The 21,693-nt window shown below is 70.5% G+C and carries 26 protein-coding genes; 10 read left to right on the top strand and 16 right to left on the bottom strand.

Annotated elements, in window-relative coordinates; translation table 11 throughout:
- Positions 1-123: 123 nt before the first annotated feature.
- Both BK819_RS17110 and BK819_RS16790 read right to left on the bottom strand, forming a co-directional pair.
- On the bottom strand, positions 124-627 hold the full coding sequence (locus tag BK819_RS17110; protein WP_083391723.1) for a helix-turn-helix domain-containing protein: 504 nt from the start codon (positions 625-627) through the stop codon (positions 124-126).
- Positions 543-902 (bottom strand): hypothetical protein, encoded by a 360-nt coding sequence (locus tag BK819_RS16790; protein WP_177173816.1) that lies wholly within the window; start codon positions 900-902, stop codon positions 543-545. The genes BK819_RS17110 and BK819_RS16790 overlap by 85 nt, the downstream gene beginning before the upstream one ends.
- 109 nt (positions 903-1,011) lie before the next feature.
- Between BK819_RS16790 and BK819_RS08475 the strand changes: the two genes are divergently transcribed.
- Both BK819_RS08475 and BK819_RS08480 read left to right on the top strand, forming a co-directional pair.
- Complete coding sequence (locus tag BK819_RS08475; RefSeq protein WP_071328783.1) at positions 1,012-2,007, top strand: Gfo/Idh/MocA family protein; 996 nt, start codon at positions 1,012-1,014, stop codon at positions 2,005-2,007.
- A complete protein-coding gene (locus BK819_RS08480) occupies positions 2,000-2,980 on the top strand; it encodes an NYN domain-containing protein (RefSeq protein ID WP_071328784.1) in 981 nt (326 codons plus the stop codon). Before BK819_RS08475 ends, BK819_RS08480 begins: the two co-directional genes overlap by 8 nt.
- A gap of 24 nt (positions 2,981-3,004) precedes the next feature.
- Here the strand turns inward: BK819_RS08480 and BK819_RS08485 are convergent, their stop codons facing one another.
- The 7 genes from BK819_RS08485 to BK819_RS08515 all read right to left on the bottom strand — a co-directional run bounded on the left by BK819_RS08485 (position 3,005) and on the right by BK819_RS08515 (position 11,003).
- Positions 3,005-4,012, bottom strand: coding sequence for a sugar phosphate isomerase/epimerase (locus BK819_RS08485; RefSeq protein ID WP_071328785.1), 1,008 nt, complete (start codon positions 4,010-4,012; stop codon positions 3,005-3,007).
- A gap of 44 nt (positions 4,013-4,056) precedes the next feature.
- Complete coding sequence (locus BK819_RS08490; protein ID WP_071328786.1) at positions 4,057-4,908, bottom strand: sugar phosphate isomerase/epimerase; 852 nt, start codon at positions 4,906-4,908, stop codon at positions 4,057-4,059.
- A 78-nt stretch (positions 4,909-4,986) separates the two neighbouring features.
- Complete coding sequence (locus tag BK819_RS08495; protein ID WP_371259839.1) at positions 4,987-6,183, bottom strand: substrate-binding domain-containing protein; 1,197 nt, start codon at positions 6,181-6,183, stop codon at positions 4,987-4,989.
- A gap of 14 nt (positions 6,184-6,197) precedes the next feature.
- Positions 6,198-7,247 (bottom strand): ABC transporter permease, encoded by a 1,050-nt coding sequence (locus tag BK819_RS08500; protein WP_256209421.1) that lies wholly within the window; start codon positions 7,245-7,247, stop codon positions 6,198-6,200.
- Entirely contained in the window at positions 7,244-8,380 is a 1,137-nt protein-coding gene (locus BK819_RS08505) for an ABC transporter permease (protein ID WP_025105580.1), read from the bottom strand. The genes BK819_RS08500 and BK819_RS08505 overlap by 4 nt, the downstream gene beginning before the upstream one ends.
- The gene (locus BK819_RS08510; protein WP_071328787.1) at positions 8,377-9,897 is read right to left on the bottom strand and encodes a sugar ABC transporter ATP-binding protein; all 1,521 of its coding nucleotides are present in this window, start codon (positions 9,895-9,897) and stop codon (positions 8,377-8,379) included. Before BK819_RS08510 ends, BK819_RS08505 begins: the two co-directional genes overlap by 4 nt.
- Positions 9,894-11,003, bottom strand: coding sequence for a Gfo/Idh/MocA family protein (locus BK819_RS08515; protein ID WP_071328788.1), 1,110 nt, complete (start codon positions 11,001-11,003; stop codon positions 9,894-9,896). The genes BK819_RS08510 and BK819_RS08515 overlap by 4 nt, the downstream gene beginning before the upstream one ends.
- A 115-nt stretch (positions 11,004-11,118) precedes the next feature.
- On the opposite strand from BK819_RS08515, the gene BK819_RS08520 reads away from it, so the two are divergent.
- Entirely contained in the window at positions 11,119-12,336 is a 1,218-nt protein-coding gene (locus BK819_RS08520) for an ROK family protein (RefSeq protein WP_071328789.1), read from the top strand.
- On the opposite strand, the gene BK819_RS08525 is transcribed toward BK819_RS08520, so the two are convergent.
- Together BK819_RS08525 and BK819_RS08530 are read right to left on the bottom strand one after the other, a co-directional pair.
- A complete protein-coding gene (locus BK819_RS08525; RefSeq protein ID WP_025105576.1) occupies positions 12,288-13,424 on the bottom strand; it encodes a Gfo/Idh/MocA family protein in 1,137 nt (378 codons plus the stop codon). The genes BK819_RS08520 and BK819_RS08525 overlap by 49 nt on opposite strands.
- A complete protein-coding gene (locus BK819_RS08530; protein WP_071328790.1) occupies positions 13,424-14,230 on the bottom strand; it encodes a sugar phosphate isomerase/epimerase in 807 nt (268 codons plus the stop codon). Before BK819_RS08530 ends, BK819_RS08525 begins: the two co-directional genes overlap by 1 nt.
- A 106-nt stretch (positions 14,231-14,336) precedes the next feature.
- On the opposite strand from BK819_RS08530, the gene BK819_RS08535 reads away from it, so the two are divergent.
- From BK819_RS08535 to BK819_RS08545, 3 genes are read left to right on the top strand one after another with little or no spacing between them, the layout of a single operon-like run.
- Positions 14,337-14,978, top strand: a complete 642-nt coding sequence (locus BK819_RS08535) for a TetR/AcrR family transcriptional regulator (protein WP_071328791.1) — start codon at positions 14,337-14,339, stop codon at positions 14,976-14,978.
- Positions 14,979-14,987: 9 nt separating this feature from the next.
- Positions 14,988-15,620, top strand: a complete 633-nt coding sequence (locus tag BK819_RS08540) for a DUF4166 domain-containing protein (RefSeq protein WP_071328792.1) — start codon at positions 14,988-14,990, stop codon at positions 15,618-15,620.
- Positions 15,617-16,603 (top strand): epimerase, encoded by a 987-nt coding sequence (locus tag BK819_RS08545; protein ID WP_071328793.1) that lies wholly within the window; start codon positions 15,617-15,619, stop codon positions 16,601-16,603. The genes BK819_RS08540 and BK819_RS08545 overlap by 4 nt, the downstream gene beginning before the upstream one ends.
- A gap of 20 nt (positions 16,604-16,623) precedes the next feature.
- Here BK819_RS08545 and BK819_RS08550 read toward each other — a convergent pair whose 3' ends face one another.
- The 4 genes from BK819_RS08550 to BK819_RS08565 are packed head-to-tail and all read right to left on the bottom strand — an operon-like array spanning position 16,624 to position 19,231.
- On the bottom strand, positions 16,624-17,568 hold the full coding sequence (locus tag BK819_RS08550) for a DUF1214 domain-containing protein (protein ID WP_071328794.1): 945 nt from the start codon (positions 17,566-17,568) through the stop codon (positions 16,624-16,626).
- A gap of 33 nt (positions 17,569-17,601) precedes the next feature.
- Positions 17,602-17,988, bottom strand: a complete 387-nt coding sequence (locus BK819_RS08555; protein ID WP_071328795.1) for a PLDc N-terminal domain-containing protein — start codon at positions 17,986-17,988, stop codon at positions 17,602-17,604.
- Positions 17,989-18,027: 39 nt separating this feature from the next.
- Positions 18,028-18,957 carry an aldo/keto reductase family oxidoreductase gene (locus BK819_RS08560; RefSeq protein ID WP_071328796.1) on the bottom strand — a complete coding sequence of 310 codons (930 nt, stop codon included), beginning with the start codon at positions 18,955-18,957 and terminating at the stop codon, positions 18,028-18,030.
- A 55-nt stretch (positions 18,958-19,012) separates the two neighbouring features.
- Positions 19,013-19,231 carry a helix-turn-helix transcriptional regulator gene (locus BK819_RS08565; protein WP_256209422.1) on the bottom strand — a complete coding sequence of 73 codons (219 nt, stop codon included), beginning with the start codon at positions 19,229-19,231 and terminating at the stop codon, positions 19,013-19,015.
- 94 nt (positions 19,232-19,325) lie between these two features.
- Here BK819_RS08565 and BK819_RS08570 point away from each other — a divergent pair, with 94 nt between their 5' ends.
- The 3 genes from BK819_RS08570 to BK819_RS08580 are packed head-to-tail and all read left to right on the top strand — an operon-like array spanning position 19,326 to position 20,758.
- Complete coding sequence (locus BK819_RS08570; RefSeq protein WP_240743011.1) at positions 19,326-19,697, top strand: helix-turn-helix domain-containing protein; 372 nt, start codon at positions 19,326-19,328, stop codon at positions 19,695-19,697.
- 24 nt (positions 19,698-19,721) lie between these two features.
- Positions 19,722-20,117: an ImmA/IrrE family metallo-endopeptidase gene (locus tag BK819_RS08575; protein ID WP_071328799.1), complete on the top strand. Its 396-nt coding sequence runs from the start codon at positions 19,722-19,724 to the stop codon at positions 20,115-20,117.
- 38 nt (positions 20,118-20,155) lie between these two features.
- Positions 20,156-20,758 carry a GNAT family N-acetyltransferase gene (locus BK819_RS08580; RefSeq protein WP_071329112.1) on the top strand — a complete coding sequence of 201 codons (603 nt, stop codon included), beginning with the start codon at positions 20,156-20,158 and terminating at the stop codon, positions 20,756-20,758.
- 24 nt (positions 20,759-20,782) lie between these two features.
- Here the strand turns inward: BK819_RS08580 and BK819_RS08585 are convergent, their stop codons facing one another.
- Complete coding sequence (locus tag BK819_RS08585) at positions 20,783-20,989, bottom strand: hypothetical protein (protein WP_025105563.1); 207 nt, start codon at positions 20,987-20,989, stop codon at positions 20,783-20,785.
- Between the two features lie 88 nt (positions 20,990-21,077).
- On the opposite strand from BK819_RS08585, the gene BK819_RS08590 reads away from it, so the two are divergent.
- Complete coding sequence (locus BK819_RS08590) at positions 21,078-21,689, top strand: flavodoxin family protein (protein WP_071328800.1); 612 nt, start codon at positions 21,078-21,080, stop codon at positions 21,687-21,689.
- Positions 21,690-21,693 lie beyond the last annotated feature (4 nt).

The raw sequence follows: 21,693 nt of genomic DNA on the forward strand, positions 1-21,693 counted from the left end.
CATGTCCGAAGAGCCCCCAATGGCTCTGGCGGAGGAGCGACCTACGACATGGAGTCGTGGCGCCCAGATGTGTTCTGGTGGGTTCAGGTGGCGCAAGGATGCAACCCCTGATGCCGAGTTAGCTCACTGATCGAGCGTGCCCCGGGGGTCTACCCGGGGCACGCTCCGTCGCTCACACCCGATGTGCACGACCACAGGGACCCAAGAGCGTGCATCTGGCTGTCGCACTCTCGCTTGATATTGACGAGGCAGCAATCCCGTAGCGGCCTTGAACCGGTTTCTGAAAGTGTTCGAATCGTTAAATCCCACCGTTTCGGAAACATGCCGAAGTGGCAGATCCGGTCGCTCGCGAATGATCTTCAATGCGGCACCAATACGCACGTGAGAGATCGTCGACGAAACTCCGATTCTGCCACACGTTCGGAATGCTCTGGAAAGGTGCCTTCTCGAAACATGGAGCTTCTTCGCCAAGTTAATCGGGCAGAGTCGCGGATCGGCGAACTTCAGGTTGATTATTCCTATTGCCCGGGAGCGAAGCCTGATCACACCTGAGGGGTACTTTCCCAGGCGAAGATCGCCGCTGCAAGCATGATGAGGAGTGCGCCTCCAACAAACCACGCACCCCATACGACTCGTTTGCTCGGCTGGCGGACTGCGGCCACAATACCGAGCCCGACCGTCAAGAAAGCCCCGGCAGTGGCGATTCGGTAGGCCATCTCACCGGTTTGCCAAGTGGCCAACTCAGCAGGAGTCGGATCGTATGCCTCAATTTCGCCACCCATGGAGCCGAAATTGATGGCAGTGATGACAATCGGGATGAGAGTCAGGAGCAGGCTAACCGCAAAGGCGAGGAGCCACCATGACCATCTGAAAGTTCTGGTTGTCGGCATGGGTTCAATCACTCCTTCACCCTACGAATTGGTCGAGTCAGCCGCACGAGACTTTCGTCCTGGGAAGCTGACAAAGTTCTGTGAGAGAGCGATCGCCCGCCGCACCCCCTACGCTGAGACCATGACAGGTCTTCGGTGGGGAATCCTCGCGACCGGCGGCATCGCCGGCGCCTTCGCATCCGATCTGCGCACGGCCGGCCTCGACCTCGTCGCGGTGGGCTCGCGCTCGCAGGAGTCGGCCGACGCCTTCGCCGCACGCTTCGACATCGCGCACGCGCATCCGTCGTACGAGGCGCTGGTCTCCGATCCCGACGTCGACATCGTCTACGTCTCTACGCCGCACCCGATGCACCACGAGAACGCCCGGCTCGCCCTGGAGCACGGCAAGCACGTGCTCGTGGAGAAGGCGTTCACCCTGAACCGCACGCAGGCCGAAGACCTCCAGCAGCTCGCCGCCGAGCGCGGGCTGCTCGTGATGGAGGCGATGTGGACGCGCTACCTGCCGCACATGGTCCGCATCCGCGAGCTCCTCGCCGACGGCGCCCTGGGTGAGATCCGCGCCGTGAGCGCCGACCACACGCAGCAGCTGCCCACCGACCCCGCCCACCGTCTGAATGCGCTCGAGCTCGGCGGCGGCGCGCTGCTCGACCTCGGCATCTACCCGATCTCCTTCGTCTGGGACGTCCTCGGGGCACCGACCACCATCCGCGCGGTGGGGCGTCTGGTCGAGACCGGAGCCGATTCCGAGGTCGCCACCGTCATGATCCACGAGAGTGGAGCGGTCTCCACGACTCTCTCCTCCTCGCGCGGCGCCGGCCCCAACGCCGCGAGCATCGTCGGCACCGAGGCCCGCATCGACATCGATCGGGTCTGGTACACGCCCACCACCTTCCGTGTCGTGCGGCCGGACGGCACCGTGCAGGAGGAGTACGTCTCGGAGGTCGAGGGCCGCGGCATGCAGTACCAGGCGCTCGCGGCCGAGCGTCTGGTCCGCGACGGTCTCCTCGAGGGCGACATCCTCCCCATCGCGGAGAGCGTCGCCATCATGGGCGCCCTCGACGAGATCCGCGCGCAGATCGGCGTCCGGTACCCCGGTGAGGAGGACGACCGTGGCTGAGACGACCGACGCCCGCGTGGCGGTGTACCTGGACTTCGACAACATCGTCATCTCCTGGTACGACCGCGTCCACGGCCGCAACTCCTACGGCAAGGATCGCCAGCGCATCACGGAGCACCCGAACGACCCCGAGGTCGCCGAGCGACTGAACCGGGCGATGATCGAGGTCGGCGCCATCATCGACTACGCGGCGTCCTTCGGCACGCTCGTGCTCACGAGGGCCTACGCGGACTGGTCGTCGCCGGTCAACGCCGAGTACCGCTCGCAGCTCGTGGCGCGCGCGGTGGATCTCGTGCAGCTCTTCCCGGCCGCGGCGTACGCGAAGAACGGCGCGGACATCCGGCTGGCGGTCGACGCGGTCGAGGACATGTTCCGCCTGCCGGACCTGACCCACGTCGTCATCGTGGCGGGCGACAGCGACTACGTCCCGCTCGCGCAGCGCTGCAAGCGCCTCGGCCGCTACGTGATCGGCGTGGGCGTCGCCGGGTCCACGGCGAAGTCTCTCGCCGCCGCCTGCGACGAGTTCGAGTCGTACGACTCGCTCCCCGGCGTGGCGCGTCCGACGAAGACCACACAGCCCGCCGCCACCCCCGCGGTCGAGGTTCCGGCGGAGCCGTCCGCCCCGGCCACCTCGGACGCGGGTGCCGCGAAGCCCAAGACCGCGTCGAAGTCGCGCGCGAAGGCCAAGAGCAAGCCCACCGCCGAGGAGCCCAAGGTCGAGGAGAAGATCGACGACCAGGGCGAAGCCACGCGGCTGCTGGAGCGCGCGCTGCGTCTCGGCCACGACAAGGCGGACGCCGACGAATGGCTGCACAGCTCCGCGGTCAAGACGCACATGCGCCGCATGGACCCGTCCTTCAGCGAGAAGGCCCTCGGCTACCGGTCGTTCTCCGACTTCCTCAAGTCGCGCGACGACATCGCCGAGCTCGAGGAGACTGGGCACGAGCGCCTGGTCCGCCTGCGGGAGCCCTGAGCACAGCGGTCGTCCTCCCTGCCGTCACTGGTGGCGGAACGCGGCGTCGAAGGCAGCTTCGGGCTGCGGCCACAGCAGGGAGCGCACGAAGGCCAGAGCCTCGGGCGCTCCGTGCAGGCGGTCCATGCCGGCGTCCTCCCACTCGATCGAGATCGGCCCCTCGTAGCCGACCGCGTCCAGCGCACGGAAGGCGTCCTCCCACGGCACGTCGCCGTGGCCGGTGGAGACGAAGTCCCAGCCGCGCCGGGGGTCGCCCCACGGCAGGTGCGAGCCGAGCACCCCGGCCCGGCCGTTCCGCGGGCGCAGACGGGTGTCCTTGCAGTCGACGTGGTAGATCCGGTCGGCGAAGTCGACGATGAAGCCGACCGGGTCGATGTTCTGCCACATCATGTGCGAGGGGTCCCAGTTGAAGCCGAACGCGTCACGGTGGTCGATCGCATCGAGGGTGCGGACGCTCGACCAGTAGTCGTACGCGATCTCCCCCGGATGCACCTCGTGGGCGAAGCGCACTCCCTCCCCGTCGAACACGTCGAGGATCGGATTCCACCGGTCAGCGAAGTCCTGGAAGCCCTGGGCGATCACCGTCTCCGGCACCGGCGGGAACATCGCGACATAGGGCCAGATCGACGACCCGGTGAAGCCGACGACGGTGTCGACGCCGAGCTTCCTGGCCACCCTGGCCGCCCGCTTCATGTCCTCCGCGGCCCGCTGCCGCACGCCCTCAGCCTCGCCGTCGCCCCAGATATTCGGGCGCAGGATGCCCTCGTGCCGGAAGTCGATCGGGTCGTCGCACACCGCCTGCCCTGCCAGGTGGTTGGAGATCGCGAACACCCGCAGGCCGTGCCGGTCGAGGATCTCGCGCCGGGAGGCGACGTAGGCGTCGTCCTCGTCCGCCCGACGGAGGTCGAGGTGGTCGCCGGACGCGGCGATCTCCAGACCGTCGTAGCCCCACTCCGCGGCGAGGCGGGCCACCTCCTCGAACGGGAGGTCGGCCCACTGGCCGGTGAACAGGGTGACCGGGTGACTGCTCATGGATACTCCTTCGTCTCGCGGGGCTTCGTGTCGCGAGCGGGGGTTCAGGCCCCGAGGGCGCGCAGGTGGGCGATGCTGCGGGCGGCGAGGTCGTCCTGGCTCGCGGCGAGCGGTCTCCACACGGAGGCGGCGACGGCGATCGTCGCGTTCTCGCCCGTGAAGCTCTCCAGTCCCAGGGCGCCGCGGTAGCCGGCATCGTCGAGCGCGCGGAGCATCTCCGGCCAGTCGGTGTGGTCGTCGCCCACGGCACCGCGGTCGCTGCCGCACACCTGCACGTGCGCGATGGCGGCGCCGGCCGCGCGGACCGCGTCGGCCGGCCGCTTCTCCTCGATGTTGAGGTGGTAGGTGTCGAGGGCCAGCCCCACCCCGGCACCGAGCAGCGGCGCCAGCGCATCCAGACTCTGCGCCACGGTGTTCAGCACGCTGGTCTCGTAGCGGTTGAGCGGCTCGACGGCCAGCGTCACGCCGATCGCCGCGGCCTCCCGGGCGAGCGGAGCGAGGTTCTCCCGGAGCTCGCCGACGACCTTCGCCCGTTCCGCCTCGTCCATGCGCCAGGTGACGCCGGTCGGCGCGTAGAAGGGTCCGGCGACGATCGAGGCCCCGAGCACGGCCGCGGCGTCCAGGCACGCACGGAGGTAGTCCTGCGTCGCGGCGACGTCTCCGGCGCGCGCGAGCAGCGAGCGACCAGGACCCATCGCGCCGACCACGACCGCGCCCATGCCGAGGCCGTCCAGCACGGTGCGGGCCCGGAGCGGATCCCAGTCGCCGACGCTCTCCAGCGGCAGCTCCAGGGCGTCGTAGCCCATCCGCGCCGCCGTGCGGGCGAGCGGCTCCAGGGTGTCGTCCGTCAGCGGAGACGTCCAGACCCAGGTGTTGACGGCGATCGTGCGGGGCATCGTTGTCCTTGTGATCGTACGGGTGCTCCCACCCTCCCATTCGGCGCGGGCCGAGCGGAAGGGCGGGAGCACACGGGGTTACGGGATCTGACGCTCCTGCCAGACCGTCGGGTAGCCGGGGAGGTCCTCGCCGCCGAACTTGGCGTAGTGGCCGTCGGGCATCCCCTCGTTCGCCGCGAGGTAGTCGTCCAGCTCGGCCTCGGTGATCGGCTTCTGCGGGAGCACCCACTCCTTCGGCACCTCTTCACCCGCGAAGATCATCTGCGCCGCGAGCAGCGGGGTGCGCCACTGGAAGTTCGAGTACACCGGAGCGAGGCCGGTGAGACCCGTGTCCTTCCACTTGCGCAGGAAGCTCATCTCGTCCTCGCCGGTCATCACCGGGTAGTCGGCTCCGGCATCCTCGAAGGCCTCGATGGCGGCGACGGCACCGTCACCGGCGTCCATCCAGATGCCCTGCACGTCGCCCTTGGCGAGCTCGTCGCTGATGATGCTCTTGATCTCGGCGGGGTCGGCACCGGTGAAGTGGTCGACGGCCTCGATCCCGGCCTCCTCGAACAGCTTCTCGGCGCCGGCCCAGCGGTGCTCCAGCACGTCGACGCCGGGGAGGATCCGGAGAGCCACGACCTTGTCGCCCTCCTCCAGGTTGTCGATGAGGAACTCCGCGGTGTCGATGCCCCAGGCGAAGCCGCCGATCGGGTGGATGAACGTGACGGGGCAGTCGGTGTTCACGCCGCGGTCGAACACGACCACCGGCTTGCCCGTCTCGCACGCCCGCTCGACCGCGGGGGTCATCGCCGCCGTGCTGTTCGGCGAGATGAGGAAGACGTCGCAGTTCCCCTCGGAGATGAAGTAGTCGATGTCGGCGATCTGGGTGTCGTCGGAGTCCTGCGCGTCGCGGGTCTCCATCTCGCTGATCGCGCCCGACTCCTGCAGCACCTTCAGCTGCTCGTTCATCGTGATCCAGCCCGTCTGCCGCCACGGGTTCGAGATCGAGGCGTTCGCGAAGCAGGCCTTCTTGGCGCCGGTGCTGGCGAACTCCGACGTGTCGACCATCTCGGCGTTGATGTGCTGCAGGTAGGGCTGGTCGGCGGGGCCCTGGGGGTCGACGCCGCGCTCCTCGTCCTGCTTGTCGAAGAGCTCCTGGTCGAACCACTCGGTGGTCTCGGCCGACTCCTCGGGGTTCTCCGACTCCGCCGGCGCCACGGACGGGTCGGTCGTGCACCCGGCGAGCGCGATGAGGCCGAAGAGGGCCACCCCTGCGGTGGCGATCTTCATCGATCGTCGCATTGCTAATCTCCTCTGGTTGTAGGGCTTGATGCGGTGGTGCGGTTCTCGGCGTTCTCGGTCCCCGCGGTCGGGACGTCCGTCGGCTGGGGACCGCGCCGGCGGCGGGCTCGGAAGGCGACCCCCGCATAGGCGACGGCCGCGATGATGATGACGCCCTGCACGGCGTCGCGGAGCGTGGAGGGCACGCCCGCGATGTTCAGGAGCAGGAACAGCGCTTCCAGCGCGAACGCTCCGGCCACGGCGCCGACGATCCACCCTCGTCCTCCGCCGAGCACGACGCCGCCGAGCACCACCGCGGTGATCGCGGTGAACTCGTAGCCGCGGCCGACGGACGGGTGCACCCCCGCGTACCCGACGAGCAGGACGGCGGAGAGGGTGGCGGAGAGGGAGGACAGCACGAACGCGCGGGTCGTGACCCAGGCCCGGCGGGCACCGGCGTAGTCCACCGCGCGGGCGTTGTCGCCGATCGCGATGAGGGTCTTGCCCAGCGGGCGCGTGGTGATGACGATGCCGAGGGCGAGCCAGGCGGCGAGCAAAAGGACGGCCCAGGGCAGGAACTCCAGCACGGGGAGGTCGCGGATCCCGCCGCGACCGATCTCCCGGAAGCTGTCGGCCGGGTTCCCCGTGGCCGCGCCGCCCGTCCACCACATCACGCCGCCGAGCAGGGCGAGCATCATGCCCAGCGTCACGATGAACGACGGCACCTTGAGCAGCGTCGTGAGGACGCCGTTCACGAGCCCGACGACCACACCGAACACGATCATGAGCAGCAGGACAGGGAGGGTGCGGGCGTCGTCCTGGCCGACGAGGTTGCCGGCGATGATGACCTGCGCCGTGATGAGCGATCCCTGGGAGAGGTCGAACTCCCCCGCGATGATCACGAAGTACTGCCCGATCGCGACGATCGCGATGGGGGCGACGCGCTGCAGGTACCGCATGAACTGCCCGGGCTCGGCGAAGCTCGGGTTGAGCACGGCGACCGCGACGAGCAGGATCACGAGCAGCAGGAAGACCGCCCCGCGGGGGCTGACGAGCGTGCGCAGCGCGTTCATGAGCGTCCTCCTTCCCGCACGGAGGCGGTATCCCCGGCGCTGTCGACGGCGGCGACCTCGGTGGTCGGATCCGCGAGCTCGGCGGCCGCGACCGCCATGTCGGCTTCGGCCGCCTTCGCGGCGTCGTCTCCCCCGGTGCGCGTGCCGCCGGCGCCGAAGCGGGGACGACGCCGCACGATGGCCCGGCGGCTGTAGACGGCGACCGCGGCGACGATGACGATGCCGCGCACCACGTCCTTGAGGAAGGGATTCACCTGCAGCACGCTCATGACGTTGTCGACGACGGCGAGGATGGCGACGCCGCCGATGGTGCCCCAGATCGAGCCGCGTCCGCCGAGGAGCAGGGTGCCGCCGAGCACGACCGCGGCGATGGAGAGCAGCGCGTAGCCACCCTGCTGACCGACCGTCGGGCTGCCGACGCCGAGACGGCTGGCGAGCAGGAGTCCGGCGAGGCCCGCGAACACGGAGCACAGCACGTGCGCCCAGATCAGCGGGAGGCGGGTGCGCACACCGCTGAGCCGCGCGATCTCGGGGTCGCCGCCGACTGCGTAGAGATGGGCGCCGGTACGGGTGCGGTTCAGCAGCACCCAGACCAGCACGGCGAGCGCGATCATGATGAGCGTGGACACCGGGATCGGTCCGACGCCGGTCGCGCCGATGAGCTGGAACGCCCACGGGACCTCGCCCGCCGAGCCTTCGAAGTTCGTGTTGAGGATGCCCTGGAGGATCAGCCCGACGCCGAGCGTCGCGATGAAGCCGTTGACCTTGAGCACGGTCACGATGAGCCCGTTCACGAGCCCGATCCCCGCGCACACGAGGAGCGTCACGATCACCGCGAGCGGGATGTTCCCCGCGTTCCCGGCCATCATCGTCGCCGCGAGCAGGCTCGACAGGCTGATGACGTAGGTGACCGACAGGTCGAGCGAGGCCCCGAGCACCACGAGCGTCTGCCCGATGGCCACGAGGCCGAGCACGCTCATCCCGGTCAGGATGTCGCGGATGTTCCCCGGGCTGAGGAAGTTGCGACCGACCGTGGCGACGAGGATCGCGCCGACCACGAGCGCGAGCAGCAGGATGCCGAGCACGATGACGGTCGAGTCGATGCGGAGACGGGCTCCGGTGCGGCGGCTCATCGCGCACCCCCGTTCGTCGAAGGACCGCGGTCGGCGCCGGTGGCCGCCGCGAGGATCTCGTGCTCGGCCGCACCGGCCGGCAGCTCGGCGACGAGTTCGCCGTCGTGCATGACGAGGATGCGGTCGCTCATGCCGATGACCTCCGGGAGCTCGCTCGAGACCATGAGCACGGCCTTCCCCTGTGCCGCCAGCTCGCGCATGAGCTGGTAGACGGCGTACTTGGCCCCCACGTCGATGCCCCGGGTCGGCTCGTCGAAGAGCACGATCTGCGGCTGGGTGAGCAACCACTTCGCCAGCACCACCTTCTGCTGGTTGCCGCCGGACAGGAAGCGCACCTCCTGGTCGAGACCGCGCGAGGACACCTCCAGTGTGCGGAGCACCCCCGGCACCTCCCGGCGCGACGCGGCGGTGCGTCCCGCGAACACGTTCCGCACCACGAGCAGGGCGTTGTCGAGGATCGACTGCCCCAGCGCGAGCCCCTGCGCCTTGCGGTCCTCGGAGACGAGGGCGAGTCCGGCGCGCACAGCCGCGCGTGGTCCGCCGATCCGCACCGGCTTCCCGTCGATCCGCACGGCGCCGCGGGTGAAGGCCTGGATGCCGAACACGCCCTCCACCAGCTCGGTGCGCCCCGACCCCTGGAGCCCGGCCACCCCGACGATCTCCCCCGCACGGAGCGTCAGCGACACCCCGTCCACGTAGGCGTTCCCGCAGCCGTCGAGTTCGAGTCGGGGCGCGCCGACTGCGGTGCCGGCCACCGGGTCAGGGAAATACGACTGGATCGACCGCCCCACCATCCGGCGCACGAGCTCGTCGGTGGTCAGCGCCGCGGTCTCGTCCGTGGAGACGAGGGCGCCGTCCTTCAGGATCGTGATGCGGTCGCAGAGGTCGAAGATCTCCTTCAGCCGGTGCGACACGTAGATGACGGCAACCCCTCGGGACGTGAGCCGGCGGATGATCGCGTACAGCAGCTCCACCTCGCGGTCGCTGAGGGCGGCGGTCGGCTCGTCCATCGAGATCACCTGCGCGTCGAACGACAGCGCCTTCACGATCTCGACGATCTGCTGCTCGGCCACCGTCAGCGAGCCCACCCGGGACTGCGGATCGATGAAGGAGACGCCGAGGTCGCTCAGCAGCTCCCCGGTACGCACGTTCATGGCCCGGACGTCGATGAGCCCCGCGCGCCGCGGCTCCCGGCCGAGATAGACGTTCTGCGCGACCGTGCGCTCCGGGAGCAGGGTGAACTCTTGGAACACCGTGACGATGCCGGCGTCCATCGCCTGCCGCGGGTGCGCGTGGCGCACTTCCGCGCCACGGTACGTGATCGTCCCCTCGTCGGCCGGCTGCACGCCCGCGATAATCTTCATGAGGGTGGACTTGCCCGCGCCGTTCTCGCCGACGAGGCCGTGCACCTCCCCGGGCCGCACGTCGAAGTCGATGCCCTTCAGCACCTCGACGCCGAAGAACGCCTTGCGGATCCCCGCCACCTGCAGCACGGGCTGCGTGGTCGTCACGGTCATGCCGGCACCTCCGTCCAGCGGCCCTGGTGGGCGGCGGAATCGAGCACCGCCGCGGTCAGCACGGCGGCGCGGTGGCCGTCGGCGAACGTCGGCAGTCCGTCAGGGACCTCGCCCGCGATCGCGGCGTAGACGTCGGCGACGAAGCCGTTGAAGGCGTCCTGATACCCCATGGCATGCCCGGCCGGGACGCGCTGCAACCGGGCGGACTCCGGGTCGGCCGTGGCGGGGTCGCGCAGCAGCAGCCGCGACTCCTCGCGCATGCCGACCCAGAGCTCCTCCGGCCGTTCCTGCTCGAACCGCAGACTCTGCCGCGTGCCGTGCAGCTCCAGGGTGAGGGCGTTCTTCCGGCCGGCCGCCATCTGGGAGATGAGCAGCGTGCCGAGGGCCCCCGCCGTGGTCTCGACGAGCACGGCGACGATGTCCTCCGTGTCGACGGCCTGCCCGGCCCGCTCGGCGAAGACCCGGCGGGTGCGGGCGCTCAGCGCGCGGATGCGGTCTCCCGTGACGAACTCGAGCAGGTCGCACAGGTGCGAGCCGATGTCGGCGAACGCCCGGGAGGCGCCGCCGGACGAGGATCGCACGCGCCAGTCGTCGTCGGTGGGCCGCAGCATCCAGTCCTGCAGGTAGGAGCAGTCGAGCGTGAGGAGGTCGCCGGCCTCGCCGCGGGCGACGCGGGCCCGGGCCTCGCGCACCATCGGGTGGTAGCGGTAGACGAAGGGGACGGCGGCGACGAGGCCGGTCTCCTCGGCGGCCCGGGCGAGCATCGCGGCGTCCGCGGCGGTGGTCGCGAGCGGTTTCTCGCACACGACGTGCTTGCCGGCACGCAGCGCCCGCAGGGCGAGGTCGGCATGCGTCGCGTTCGGGGTGCAGATGTGGACGACGTCGATGTCATCCGCGGCGAGCAGGTCATCCGCGTCGTGCGCGGCGCGTTCGGCTCCGAGCATCTGCGCGGCGTCCCTGGCTCCCTGGGCGGATCGGGTGGCGACGGCGCGCAGCGCGCCGCCCGCGTCTCGGGCGGCCGTGCGGTGCACGCGGGCCATGAAGCCCCCGCCGAGGATCCCGGTTCGGATCGTCCCGAGACCGGTGTCAGTGACATCCGTTGTCATGCCGGTGAGTCTGACACAGCCGTACCTACTTTTACTAGCACCTCGTCAAAAGTTGTTTGTAACGAAACCGAAGTCGCACAACCGACTGCGAGAAGTGCTGTGCTTTACTGACGCCATGGTTGACGTGCTGAGACCGCTCGCGGCGCCCTCCCCCGGGACCGGCGAGATCTTCCAGATCCTCCGTGACGGACACGCGCGCACCAAGGCGGAGCTCGCCGCCCTCACCGGCCTCGCCCGCTCCACCGTCGCCTCCCGGGTCGACGCGCTGCTGGCCGCCGACCTCCTCCGCCCCGCCGGTGAAGCGGTGTCGACCGGCGGCCGCCCTCCCGCCCGCGTGGCGTTCAACCCGCGCGCCGGACTCGTCCTCGCCGTCGACCTCGGAGCCACGCACGCGACCGTTGCCGTAGCCGACCTCGCCGGCGTGATCCTCGTCGCGCGCACCCGCACCTTCGACATCGGCGACGGCCCCGAGGCCCTGCTCGACGCGATCCTCGCGGAGGGGACGGCCCTGCTCGCCGCGACCGCCGACGGCCTTCCCCTCGTGGGCGTGGGCATCGGCGTGCCCGGCCCCGTCGAGCACTCCACGGGGCGCCCGACGAACCCGCCGATCATGCCGGGCTGGGACCGCTTCGACGTCCCCGGCTACGTGCAGCGCACGTTCGACGTCCCCGTCCTCGTCGACAACGACGTGAACATCCTCGCGCTCGGCGAGCAGGCCACGAGCTGGCCACGGGTGGACGACCTCGTGTTCGTGAAGGTCTCGACCGGCATCGGCGCCGGCATCATCGCCGGCGGTCAGCTCCAGCGCGGTGCCCAGGGGTCGGCGGGCGACATGGGTCATGTCCAGGTGCCGATGAGCGCCGGCTCGGGGCGGGAGCCGGGCGACGAACGGGATCTCGAGGCCCTCGCGAGCGGTTCGGCCCTCGCCGTGGCGCTGCGCGCCGAAGGCCACGACGTGCACAGCGCCTCCGACGTCGTCGACCTCGTCCGCGCCGGCAATGCGGCGGCCATCGAGGCCACCCGCCAGGCGGGTCGCGATGTCGGCGAGGTGCTCGCGACGGTCGTGAACCTGCTCAACCCGTCGATCATCGTGCTCGGCGGCAGCATCGCCCGCGCGGGCGAGCACCTGCTCGCCGGTGTCCGCGAGGTCGTCTACCGCCGCTCGATCCCGCTCGCCACCCAGCACCTCGCGATCGTGCAGTCGCAGGCGGGCGACCGCGCGGCGGTGCTGGGGGCGGCGATCATGGTCGCCCGCGAGGTGCTCTCCCCCGCGAACGTGGACCGCTACGTCGCCGCGAAGGGATCGAAGTCGGCGGGCAGCGCGCCCACCTGATCCAGCGTGCTCGCGACCTCCACGAACGTGCGCCGCGCTGCGGCTTCCTCGATCGAGAGGAGCGTGTCGAGCACGTGGTACCCGAAGTCGCCGGTGGCGACGTGCGGTCGGTCCTCCGCGATCGCGCGCACCATGTCGAGCAGCCCGAGCCCGCGCCCCGCGAGCACCCCCTCCGGCGCGACATCGACGACCTCCTGCACCACCGGCTCCGGCGGCACGAAGTGCCGGGACAGCGGCCGGGTGATCGTGATCGGCCCGCCGAACGTGTTCGGGTCGGGGATGACGAGGGTGCCCTCGGTTCCCGTGATCTCCACGATGCCCTGCCGCACCAGCGGCGAGTCCGTGCTGTAGAGGCTCTGCGCCTGACCGCCGCCTTCGAAGTCCATCAGGACGCTGAGCGTGGACGGGATCTCGACCGGGAACTCCTCCCCGGCGCGGTCGCCGACCTGCACGCGGCGGGTCGGCGACCCCTGCAGCCCGAGGGCGGCCACGGCGGCCACCGGCCCGAAGACGTGGACCAGGGTCGAGACGTAGTACGGCCCCATGTCGAGGAGCGGCCCCGCCCCCTTCGCGTAGAGGAATGCGGGGTTCGGGTGGAAGATCTCCGGCCCCTGCCACTGGAAGGTCGTCTGGCCGAACAGCGGACGGCCGATGTCGCCGCGCGCGATCGCGCGCTTCGCGGTCTGCACACCGGGGCCGAGGACGGTGTCGGGCGCGACGCCGACACGGAGTCCGGCCGCTGCGGCCGTCTCCAGCAGGCGTCGCGCCTCCTCGCGGTCCACGCCGAGCGGCTTCTCGGTCCACACGTGCTTCCCGGCGGCGACGATCGCCTCCGAGACGGCGACGTGCGCGGCGGGGATCGTGAGGTTCACGACGATGTCGATGTCGGGATCGTCGAGCACGACCTCGACGCCCCCGGCCCGCGGTACGCCGTACGCCGCGGCCTGCGCGCGCGCTCGCTCCTCGACGAGGTCGCCGATCGCCCGCACCTCCACGTCCGGGAAGCGCGTGAGGTTCTGCAGGTACTGGTCGCTGATGTTGCCCGCGCCGATGAGGCCGACGCCGACGACTCCGCCCCCGCGCACCATCAGTGCGCCGCCTCGGCGTCGAGGAAGACCCGGCTGCGCTCGATGGCGTCGAACAGATCGCCGTCGTAATGGTCGAACTCCACGATGGCGAGCTCGAGCGCGGACGCGGCGGCGATGGCCTCCCGGAGCGGCACGGCCCCGTCGCCCGCGGGCACCTGATCCGCCGGCGGGTAGGCATCGAGCAGCGCGGGGTCGAGCGTGCCGTCCTTCGCGTGCACGGCGATCACGCGCTCGCCCAGGCGCTCCAGGAGGGCCACCGGATCGACGCCGCCGCGGGCGACCCAGTACAGGTCGACCTCCAGCACGACGCGCTCGTCGAGGTGCTCCGCGAGGATCTCCAACCCGGTCACCCCGTCGAACACGGCCTCCAGCTCGTGCGCGTGGTTGTGATAGCCGACCCGCACACCCGCCTCGGTGCCGATCTCCGCCGCTTCGTTGAGCAGCCGCGCGGTCTCGACGATCTGGTCGACCGATTCCCAGCGCGCCGGCTCGGTGTAGGGATCGATCACCGTGTCCATCCCGAGCGTCTTCGCGGCCGCGAAGACCTCGGCGGGCGGCGGGACGGGAGCCGTGGTGCCGGAGCCGTCAGGGCGCACGAAGGTCGGCGTGGCCAGGAACGCGTGCCCGGAGGGGGCGGTCAGTCCCGCGGCCGACACCGCGGCGGCCATGGCCTCCGCGCGCCGCACGAAGTCGTAGGGCTCGACCGCGGTGAACCCACGCGCCGCCACCGCGGCGAGCGTGCCCTCGAGGTCGGCCTCCAGCTGCTCGCGGATCGTGAACAGCTGCAGAGAGGTCTGGATCGTCATCGGTCGTGCTCCTCGGTCGTCGGTGACAGGAGGGCGTCGCGCGCCCTGCAGGCACGCTAGCACCGAATACCTCCAAGTGGAAGTTTCTAGTCGGTAGACTCGGGATATGCCCGCCGCATCCTCCGACGACTCCGGACGCCCGCGTCCCCGCGGGGCGTACGCCAAGGGCATCGCCCGCCGCCAGGAGATCCTGGACCGCGCGATCGAGGTCTTCGCGGCCCGCGGCGCCGACCGCACGAGCCTGCGGGCGATCGCGAAGGAGGTGGGGGTGACGCATGCCGCCCTCACCCACTACTTCGGATCGCTGGAGGAGCTGCTCGTCGCGGTGTACGTGGAGAGTAACGCCCCGGGACGGAAGACCGAGCCGGAACCCGCGAACCCCGTCGAGGGGATGATCCGGTCGGCCAGGGCCAACCGCGAGGTCCCCGGTCTGGTGCAGCTGTACTCCACGCTCGTCGCCAGCGCGCTCGAGGAAGGCCATCCCGCCGCCCGCGGCTTCGCGACCGAGCGTTTCGCCCGCCTGCGGGCCGACATCGCCGAGACGGTCAGGGAGCAGCAGACGGACGGGCGCATCCGGGCCGACGTCGATCCTCTCGCGGTCGCCGCCCTCGTCGTCGCCGCTTCGGACGGCCTGCAGACCCAGTGGCTCCTGGATGACACGGCTCCGCAGCACGAGGCCCTCGCCCTCCTCGACCGTCTGCTCCGCCCGGCGGACGGCGCGGGTCGGGACAGCGTCCCCGAGGGCTAGGCTCGAACCGTGACGCCCGTGCCGCAGTCCCCGTACGCGAGGGCCCTCGGCGAGCGCCTCGCCGAGCTTCATCCCCGGCTCCGGACCTACTTCCAGGCGGTCCCGGACGGGATGGTCGGCGTGGGCGAAGGCACGTTCCAGCGCGTCGGCACGCCGCGCCGCGCGCTGTGGCCGCTCCTCCGCCGCCTCGAGCGGCGCGGGGTGATCGCCGCCCGTTGGGAACGCGACGTGCCCTTCCGCATCGAGAACCGGACCATCGCCTCCCGCGCGATCGCCGAGCGCACCTTCCGGTTCGCGAGCGGGCCATGGGTGATGCGCGACGCCGTCGCGCCGACGCGGCACGGCCGCATCGTCGACGAGCTCGGCGAGCCCGGGCTGGTCGTGGCCTGCTTCACCGTGGAGCCCCGCGCGGGCGCCCTGCACCTGACCAGTCTCGCGGTGGGCATCCGCCTCGGGCGCTTCCGGCTCCGCATCCCGCGGATCGTGGCTCCCGTGGTCCGGCTCGTCGAGCGCTGGGACGACGAGGCCGGTCGCCAGCGGGTGCGCCTGACGGTCGACGCCCCGCTCCTCGGCCGCCTCTACGAGTACCGGGGCGATTTCGATTACGCCCTCGAACCCGATCGGAAGGACGACAGCGCATGAGCACGGACCGGGTGGTCATCGGCGGGGCCACAGGATTCATGGGGCGCTTCCTCACGGCCCGTCTCCAGGACGCCGGCCGCGAGGTCGTCACGATCTCCCGTTCGGGAAGCGACCTCACCTGGAGCGATCAGGACGGCATCGACGCCGCCGTCGACGGGGCCTCGCTCGTGATCGGCCTCGCGGGCAAAAGCGTGAACTGCCGCTACACGCCGCGCAACCGTGCCGAGATCTTCCGCTCCCGCCTGGACACGACCGCGGCCCTGAGCCGCGCCATCTCCCGCGCGGCCACCCCGCCGCCGCTGTGGATCAACTCCTCGACGGCCACGATCTACCGGCACGCGGAAGACCGGCCGATGACGGAGTCCTCCGGCGAGATCGGCACGGGCTTCTCGGTCGAGGTCGCCAAGGCGTGGGAGCGTGCCCTCTTCGCCGAGGCGCTCCCCGGCACCCGCCGCGTGGCCCTCCGCACCGCCATCGTCCTCGGCGACGGCGGGGTGCTGGAACCGCTGCGCACCCTCGCGCGGCGGGGCCTCGGCGGCCCGCAGTACGACGGGTGCTGGCCGGTCGGTCCCGCGCGCCGCGCCGCCGGCACCGCGCACCTTCCCGGCGCCCGTCGCGGGCGACAGCGCTTCAGCTGGATCCACATCGAGGATGTGGCGCGCATCATCGAGTTCCTCGAAGAGTCCCCCGCTCTGGACGGGCCGGTCAACGCCGCCTCACCGCACCCCGTCGACAACGCCGCCTTCATGGCCACCGTGCGCCGCGTGCTGGGGGCGCAGGTCGGCCCGCCGATGCCGCGCTGGATGCTCGAGCTCGGCGCCATCGGCATCCGCACCGAGACCGAGCTCGTGCTCAAGAGCCGCTGGGTCCTCCCCGAGAAGCTCACCGCCGCCGGCTTCACCTTCCGCTACCCGGACCTCGAGGAGGCCGTCCGCGCCTCCTTCGCCGCCGCCGACGCGAACGCCCGGACGCACGCGGCGTGACCCGGCGGGCGCAGAGCTCGTCAGTCCGATTCCCGGAGCGTCGGGAACGTCCAGGTCCCGTCGAAGACCTCGGGGCGGGGTCGATAGAGGCGGACGAGGTAGTTCCAGCCCTCCGTGATCGGCAGCACGTTCGGCACGCCCTCCGGATGGTCGCCGAAGCGGACGGTGATCGTGCCGTCGTCGTTGCGGACGCCGGTGATGTCGTTGATCGTGTAGGCCTCGCGATCGTTCGGCTCGAAGAAGCCGTCGGCGTTGTACACCGAGATCGACCAGAAGCCGTCGACCGGCACCTCGCCGACCGTGAGCTCGTACCGGCCCACCGGCAGACGCGGATCGACGCCGATGTAACTCGCCTCGGATGACGGCAGCCCGCCCCAGCCCGCCGCCGTGCCGATGAGGTGCCGCACCGGGTCGACCTCGTCCTCGCTGCCGAACATGCGGTCGAAGCCGCGCAGGTTCCGCGCCAGCGCGAGCAGCGCCTGGCGGGTCTCGTCGAGGCTGACGGTGTCGTAGTCCGGCATCGCGAACGGCGTGGCCGACCCGCTGCGCAGCGCGATGCGGTCCTGCAGGGCCCCCACCTCCGCCACGTCCGCCGGGTCCGCCGGGTCCACGAGGATGCGCACGGCCAGCACGACGTACGGCGTCCCGAACTGCGCCACCGTCAGCGTGTGCTCGCCCGCCTCGTGGAAGATCGCATCGACGTAGTGGTTCTCGTCGACGACCATCGCCGAGAGGTAGCGGTCGCCGTGCTCCGGGATGGTGAACGTCGCGCCCTCCCTGATGTCGAGGACCGCGAAGCTATACAGGGTGTCCCGGTTCAGCCGGATCACGGTCTGCCGGTCGATCGCGGCCGGAGCCCTGTTATGCAGGAACCGATCCACACCCCCGGCCTCCTTCTGGAGGTCGCGCATCATGCGGTGGGTCTCGGCGAGGGCGAAGTTGTCGACGTTCACGAGGATGCTCATGACGGCATCCTGGCAGGCCGGACCGCTCGGCGGCTAGGACGAAGGAAGAGCGTCGTCTCCCCGTTCCCGACGCCGCTTCTCGATCTCCTCGCGGAGCCGCCACTCCTCGATCTCGCGGTCGAGGTCCGCGATCTGCTGCTCGGTGGAGCGGACGTCGACCGGCGGCGCGGGGCGTGCGACCGTGGCCGTCGGGGCGGTCGGGCGCTCGGCGCGCCGCATCCGCGGGAGCCGGACACCACCCTCCCCGTACTCGCGGCCGATCGCGAACCACAGCGCGCTGCCGATCAGCGGCAGGAGGATCACGATGATGATCCAGACCATCTTCGGCAGATACTTCACCTGGGAGTCGTCGCGCGTGATGATGTCGATCAGCGCACCGATCATCAGCGCGATGACCAGAAGCGAGAACAGGAACGGCATGGGTTCAGGGTAGACGACGCGGAGACCGGAACCGCGACCTCACGGCAGCAGGTGTCCGGCGGCGCGGAAGAGCTCGTACCACTCGGCCCGGGTGAGCACGAGGTCCACCCCGGCTGCCGCCTCCTGCACGCGGTGCGGCGTCGTGGTGCCGAGCACGACCTGCATCCCGGCGGGGTGCCGGGTGATCCAGGCGGTGGCGATCGCGGTCGGTGTCACTCCATGGATTCCGGCCAGACGCTCGATCACCGCGTTGAGCTCGGGGTAGTCCGGGTGTCCGAGGAAGACGCCGCCGCCGAAACCGCTCTGGTAGGGCGACCAGGCCTGCATGGTGATGCCGTGGATCCGGCAGTAGTCCACGATGCCACCGCCGTCGCGCCCGATGCTCTGATCGTGCCCGGCCATGTTCGCGGCCACCGGCTGCGCGATGATCGGCGCGTGCGTGAGGGACAGCTGCAGCTGGTTCGCGACCAGGGGCTGCCGCACCGCGGTCTTCAACAGCTCGATCTGCGAGGGCGTGTGGTTCGACACCCCGAACGCCCGGACCTTGCCGGAGGACTCGAGGTGGTCGAAGGCACGAGCCACCTCGTCCGGCTCGACGAGCGCATCCGGCCGGTGCAGCAGGAGCACATCGATGTGGTCGGTGCGGAGGGCTGCGAGCGAGCCTTCCACCTGTCCGACGATGTGGTCGTAGGAGAAGTCGAACATGCCCTGCGCCGGCACGATGCCGCACTTGGTCTGCAGCACGATCTCGTCCCGCTCCGCGCCGCCGAGCTGCAGGGCATCCGCGAAGCGCGCCTCGCAGTGGTGCATCTGGCCGCCGTAGATGTCCGCGTGGTCGAAGAAGTCGATCCCGGCGTCGCGTGCGGTCGTGTACAGCGCGCGGATCTGCTCGTCATCGAGGCTGTCTATGCGCATCATCCCGGCGATCAGGGCCGGAGCGGTCGTCGATCCGAAGGAAACGGTCTTCATGCGCCCACGCTACTTCATCGCGTCCCGGCCGCCCGTGGCACGAACGGGCCTCTCCTCAGGGCGCGCAGGGGAGCAAGCGCGTGACGGGGACGCCGAGGACCATCGCGATCCCCGCGACATCCTCCATCGTGAAATCCGCACGCTCCTCGAGGAGGTCGGCCAGGGTGGCAGGGGCGATCCCGGCCTGCTCGGCGAGCTCCATGAACGACACTCCGGCGTGCAATCGCGCCGCCTCCACCGCTGATGCCATCAGATGACGCAATTCTGTCCCCATGCGCCTACGGTACCGCCCCGCACGGACACCCACACTCCCACAACCCGCCAATATGACGGCATCCTGCTCTCGGTGCGCTGCTAAGGTGAGCCGGATGAAGACACCAGCCGAGCAGTTCAACGAGGCGATCGGTCGTCAGATGCGGGCGGAGATCGCGGCGGCACGCAGCAGCATCGCTGCCATGGCGCGCGACGTGGGCATCGCCCGGAGCGCGCTCGACAACTACGTGACGGGCAAGCGCGCCATTCCCGTCCCCGTGGTCTACGCGGTGTGCGCCACGCTCGGGGTCGAGCCGCACGTCCTCGTCGCCCGGGCCGAGGAGCGCCTGGCCGCCGACGGCATGTCGGCGATCATCACCCCCTTCCGGCGCCGCACCGATGTCGCCACCCCGCGCGACAATACCCGCGAGGTCGCCTTCGAATCCGGATCCACCCGCGAGACGGACACCGACGACCTCTACGAGTAGACGACATCGACCGGACGGAGGCCCATGCAGCAGCTCCTCCGCCTGGCCGACGAACTCGATCTCCGTGTGATCGAACGCACAGGTCCCACCCCCGGGGGCTTCCAACCCGTCACCCGGACCATCCGGCTCGCTCCCGGGATGAGCAGGCGTACCGCCCGCAGCGTGCTCGCCCACGAGCTCGGCCACGCCCATCTCGGCCATCAGCCCACATGGCAAGCCACCTTCCGCGCGCGACAGGAGCGACAGGCCGATGAGTGGGCCGCGCGATGTCTGATCACGCCGGCGGCGTACGCAGCAGCGGAGCAGCTCCGCGGCACCCACCTGGCCAGCCTGGCGTTCGAACTCGACGTGACGATCGAGATCGTCCTCGCGTTCCAGCGTGTGCTCCTCCGGAAGCACCCGTCCGAGCCCGCCGCCTGATGATCGGCGACGGCGGGCGACGCTGGTTGAATGACACCATGGCCTTCCTCGTCGCCCCCGCCCCCGTCACTCTCACCGGCGAGCTCGTCGAGCTCCGCCCTCTCGACCGGTCGCACGTCGACGGCCTCGTCGAAGCGGTCACCGAGGGCGACCTGTGGAGGACGGCCTGGTACACGTCGGTTCCGGCGCCCGACGGCGTCGCGGCTGAGGTCGACCGCCGCCTGGGCCTCGTCGCCACCGGCGAGATGGTGCCCTTCACGGCCTTCGACGTCGCGGGACGCGTGCTGGGACTGACGTCGTACTACGACATCGTCGCCGACGTCCCCCGGCTGCACATCGGATACACCTGGAACCGCCCGTCCGCCCATGGCACGGGCACCAACGCGGAATCGAAGCTGCTGCTCCTCCGCCACGCCTTCGAGACGCTGGGGGTCTTCCGAGTCGGACTGACGACCCAGTGGGTGAACTTCCAGTCCCGCGCCGCGATCGAACGGCTGGGAGCGAAGCAGGACGGCGTGATGCGAGCCATGAGCCGCTACCGCAACGGCGCACTCCGCGACAGCGTGGAGTACTCCATCATCGAGCCGGAATGGCCCGCGGTGCGGGCGAACCTCGAAGCGAGGCTCGCCCGGCGACGGTGAGCGCGGGGAGCCACCCCGCGGCGGTCACTCGGTCGGGCTGCCGGTCCAGTTCTTGGAGCGACGCGTGGCGGAACCGCGCTGACGCATCGCGAACCCGAGAGCCAGCGAGACGAGCAGGATGCCGCCGACGAAGGTGAGCGCGGCGAGCGTGTCCGGCATCTCGTGGGCGATCCCCAGCAGCCAGAAGCCTCCGAGGAACATGATCATGAAGAAGAGGAAGCTGAGGATCACGGGATCTCCTGTCGTCGGTGCTCTACCAGGATAGCCCGGACCCGGAAAGGCCCTGTGCCGCCGCCCGGATGTCTGGTGGAGTCGGACCATGGACACCTCCCTCACCGCCCTCGCGATCTCCTGCACCCTCAAGCCCTCCCCCGCATCGTCGAGCTCCGATCTGCTCGCACGTCAGCTGCTCGATGCCCTCGCCGAGCACGGGGTGACGGGTGACCTCGTCCGCGCCGTCGACCTCGACATCCGCCCCGGCGTCGAGAAGGACATGGGCGACGGCGACCAGTGGCCGACCCTGCGTCAGCGCGTCCTCGACGCCGACATCCTCGTGTTCGTCACGCCGACGTGGATGGGGCAGCACTCCAGCGTCGCCCAGCGCGTGCTGGAGCGCCTGGACGCCGAGCTCAGCGAGACGGACGAGCAGGGCCGCCCGATCCTCTTCGACAAGGTCGCGATCGCCGGTGTCCTCGGGAACGAGGACGGCGCGCACCACATCTCCGCGATCCTCTTCCAGGCGCTGAACGACATCGGCTACACGATCCCCGCGCAGACCTCGGTGTACTGGAACGGCGAGGCCATGCAGACCGTGGACTACAAGGACCTCGACGAGACCCCGGAGGCCGTGAGCTCCGCGATCACGACGGCGTCCCGCAACGCCGCGCACCTCGCCCGGCAGCTCGCCCGGCAGGCGTACCCCGCCGAGTAGCGGC

This window comes from Microbacterium sp. LCT-H2 (assembly GCF_001866135.1).
Classification (GTDB): domain Bacteria; phylum Actinomycetota; class Actinomycetes; order Actinomycetales; family Microbacteriaceae; genus Microbacterium.

Excerpts from the sequence above, each read along its gene's own strand:
- BK819_RS17110 (WP_083391723.1), bottom strand. The coding sequence starts at position 627 with ATGGGGTGCGTGGTTTGTTGGAGGCGCACTCCTCATCATGCTTGCAGC.
- BK819_RS08475 (WP_071328783.1), top strand. The coding sequence starts at position 1,012 with ATGACAGGTCTTCGGTGGGGAATCCTCGCGACCGGCGGCATCGCCGGC.
- BK819_RS08485 (WP_071328785.1), bottom strand. The coding sequence starts at position 4,012 with ATGAGCAGTCACCCGGTCACCCTGTTCACCGGCCAGTGGGCCGACCTC.
- BK819_RS08490 (WP_071328786.1), bottom strand. The coding sequence starts at position 4,908 with ATGCCCCGCACGATCGCCGTCAACACCTGGGTCTGGACGTCTCCGCTG.
- BK819_RS08495 (WP_371259839.1), bottom strand. The coding sequence starts at position 6,183 with ATGAAGATCGCCACCGCAGGGGTGGCCCTCTTCGGCCTCATCGCGCTC.
- BK819_RS08500 (WP_256209421.1), bottom strand. The coding sequence starts at position 7,247 with ATGAACGCGCTGCGCACGCTCGTCAGCCCCCGCGGGGCGGTCTTCCTG.
- BK819_RS08505 (WP_025105580.1), bottom strand. The coding sequence starts at position 8,380 with ATGAGCCGCCGCACCGGAGCCCGTCTCCGCATCGACTCGACCGTCATC.
- BK819_RS08510 (WP_071328787.1), bottom strand. The coding sequence starts at position 9,897 with ATGACCGTGACGACCACGCAGCCCGTGCTGCAGGTGGCGGGGATCCGC.
- BK819_RS08515 (WP_071328788.1), bottom strand. The coding sequence starts at position 11,003 with ATGACAACGGATGTCACTGACACCGGTCTCGGGACGATCCGAACCGGG.
- BK819_RS08520 (WP_071328789.1), top strand. The coding sequence starts at position 11,119 with ATGGTTGACGTGCTGAGACCGCTCGCGGCGCCCTCCCCCGGGACCGGC.
- BK819_RS08525 (WP_025105576.1), bottom strand. The coding sequence starts at position 13,424 with ATGGTGCGCGGGGGCGGAGTCGTCGGCGTCGGCCTCATCGGCGCGGGC.
- BK819_RS08530 (WP_071328790.1), bottom strand. The coding sequence starts at position 14,230 with ATGACGATCCAGACCTCTCTGCAGCTGTTCACGATCCGCGAGCAGCTG.
- BK819_RS08535 (WP_071328791.1), top strand. The coding sequence starts at position 14,337 with ATGCCCGCCGCATCCTCCGACGACTCCGGACGCCCGCGTCCCCGCGGG.
- BK819_RS08545 (WP_071328793.1), top strand. The coding sequence starts at position 15,617 with ATGAGCACGGACCGGGTGGTCATCGGCGGGGCCACAGGATTCATGGGG.
- BK819_RS08550 (WP_071328794.1), bottom strand. The coding sequence starts at position 17,568 with ATGAGCATCCTCGTGAACGTCGACAACTTCGCCCTCGCCGAGACCCAC.
- BK819_RS08555 (WP_071328795.1), bottom strand. The coding sequence starts at position 17,988 with ATGCCGTTCCTGTTCTCGCTTCTGGTCATCGCGCTGATGATCGGTGCG.
- BK819_RS08560 (WP_071328796.1), bottom strand. The coding sequence starts at position 18,957 with ATGAAGACCGTTTCCTTCGGATCGACGACCGCTCCGGCCCTGATCGCC.
- BK819_RS08565 (WP_256209422.1), bottom strand. The coding sequence starts at position 19,231 with ATGGGGACAGAATTGCGTCATCTGATGGCATCAGCGGTGGAGGCGGCG.
- BK819_RS08570 (WP_240743011.1), top strand. The coding sequence starts at position 19,326 with ATGAAGACACCAGCCGAGCAGTTCAACGAGGCGATCGGTCGTCAGATG.
- BK819_RS08575 (WP_071328799.1), top strand. The coding sequence starts at position 19,722 with ATGCAGCAGCTCCTCCGCCTGGCCGACGAACTCGATCTCCGTGTGATC.
- BK819_RS08580 (WP_071329112.1), top strand. The coding sequence starts at position 20,156 with ATGGCCTTCCTCGTCGCCCCCGCCCCCGTCACTCTCACCGGCGAGCTC.
- BK819_RS08590 (WP_071328800.1), top strand. The coding sequence starts at position 21,078 with ATGGACACCTCCCTCACCGCCCTCGCGATCTCCTGCACCCTCAAGCCC.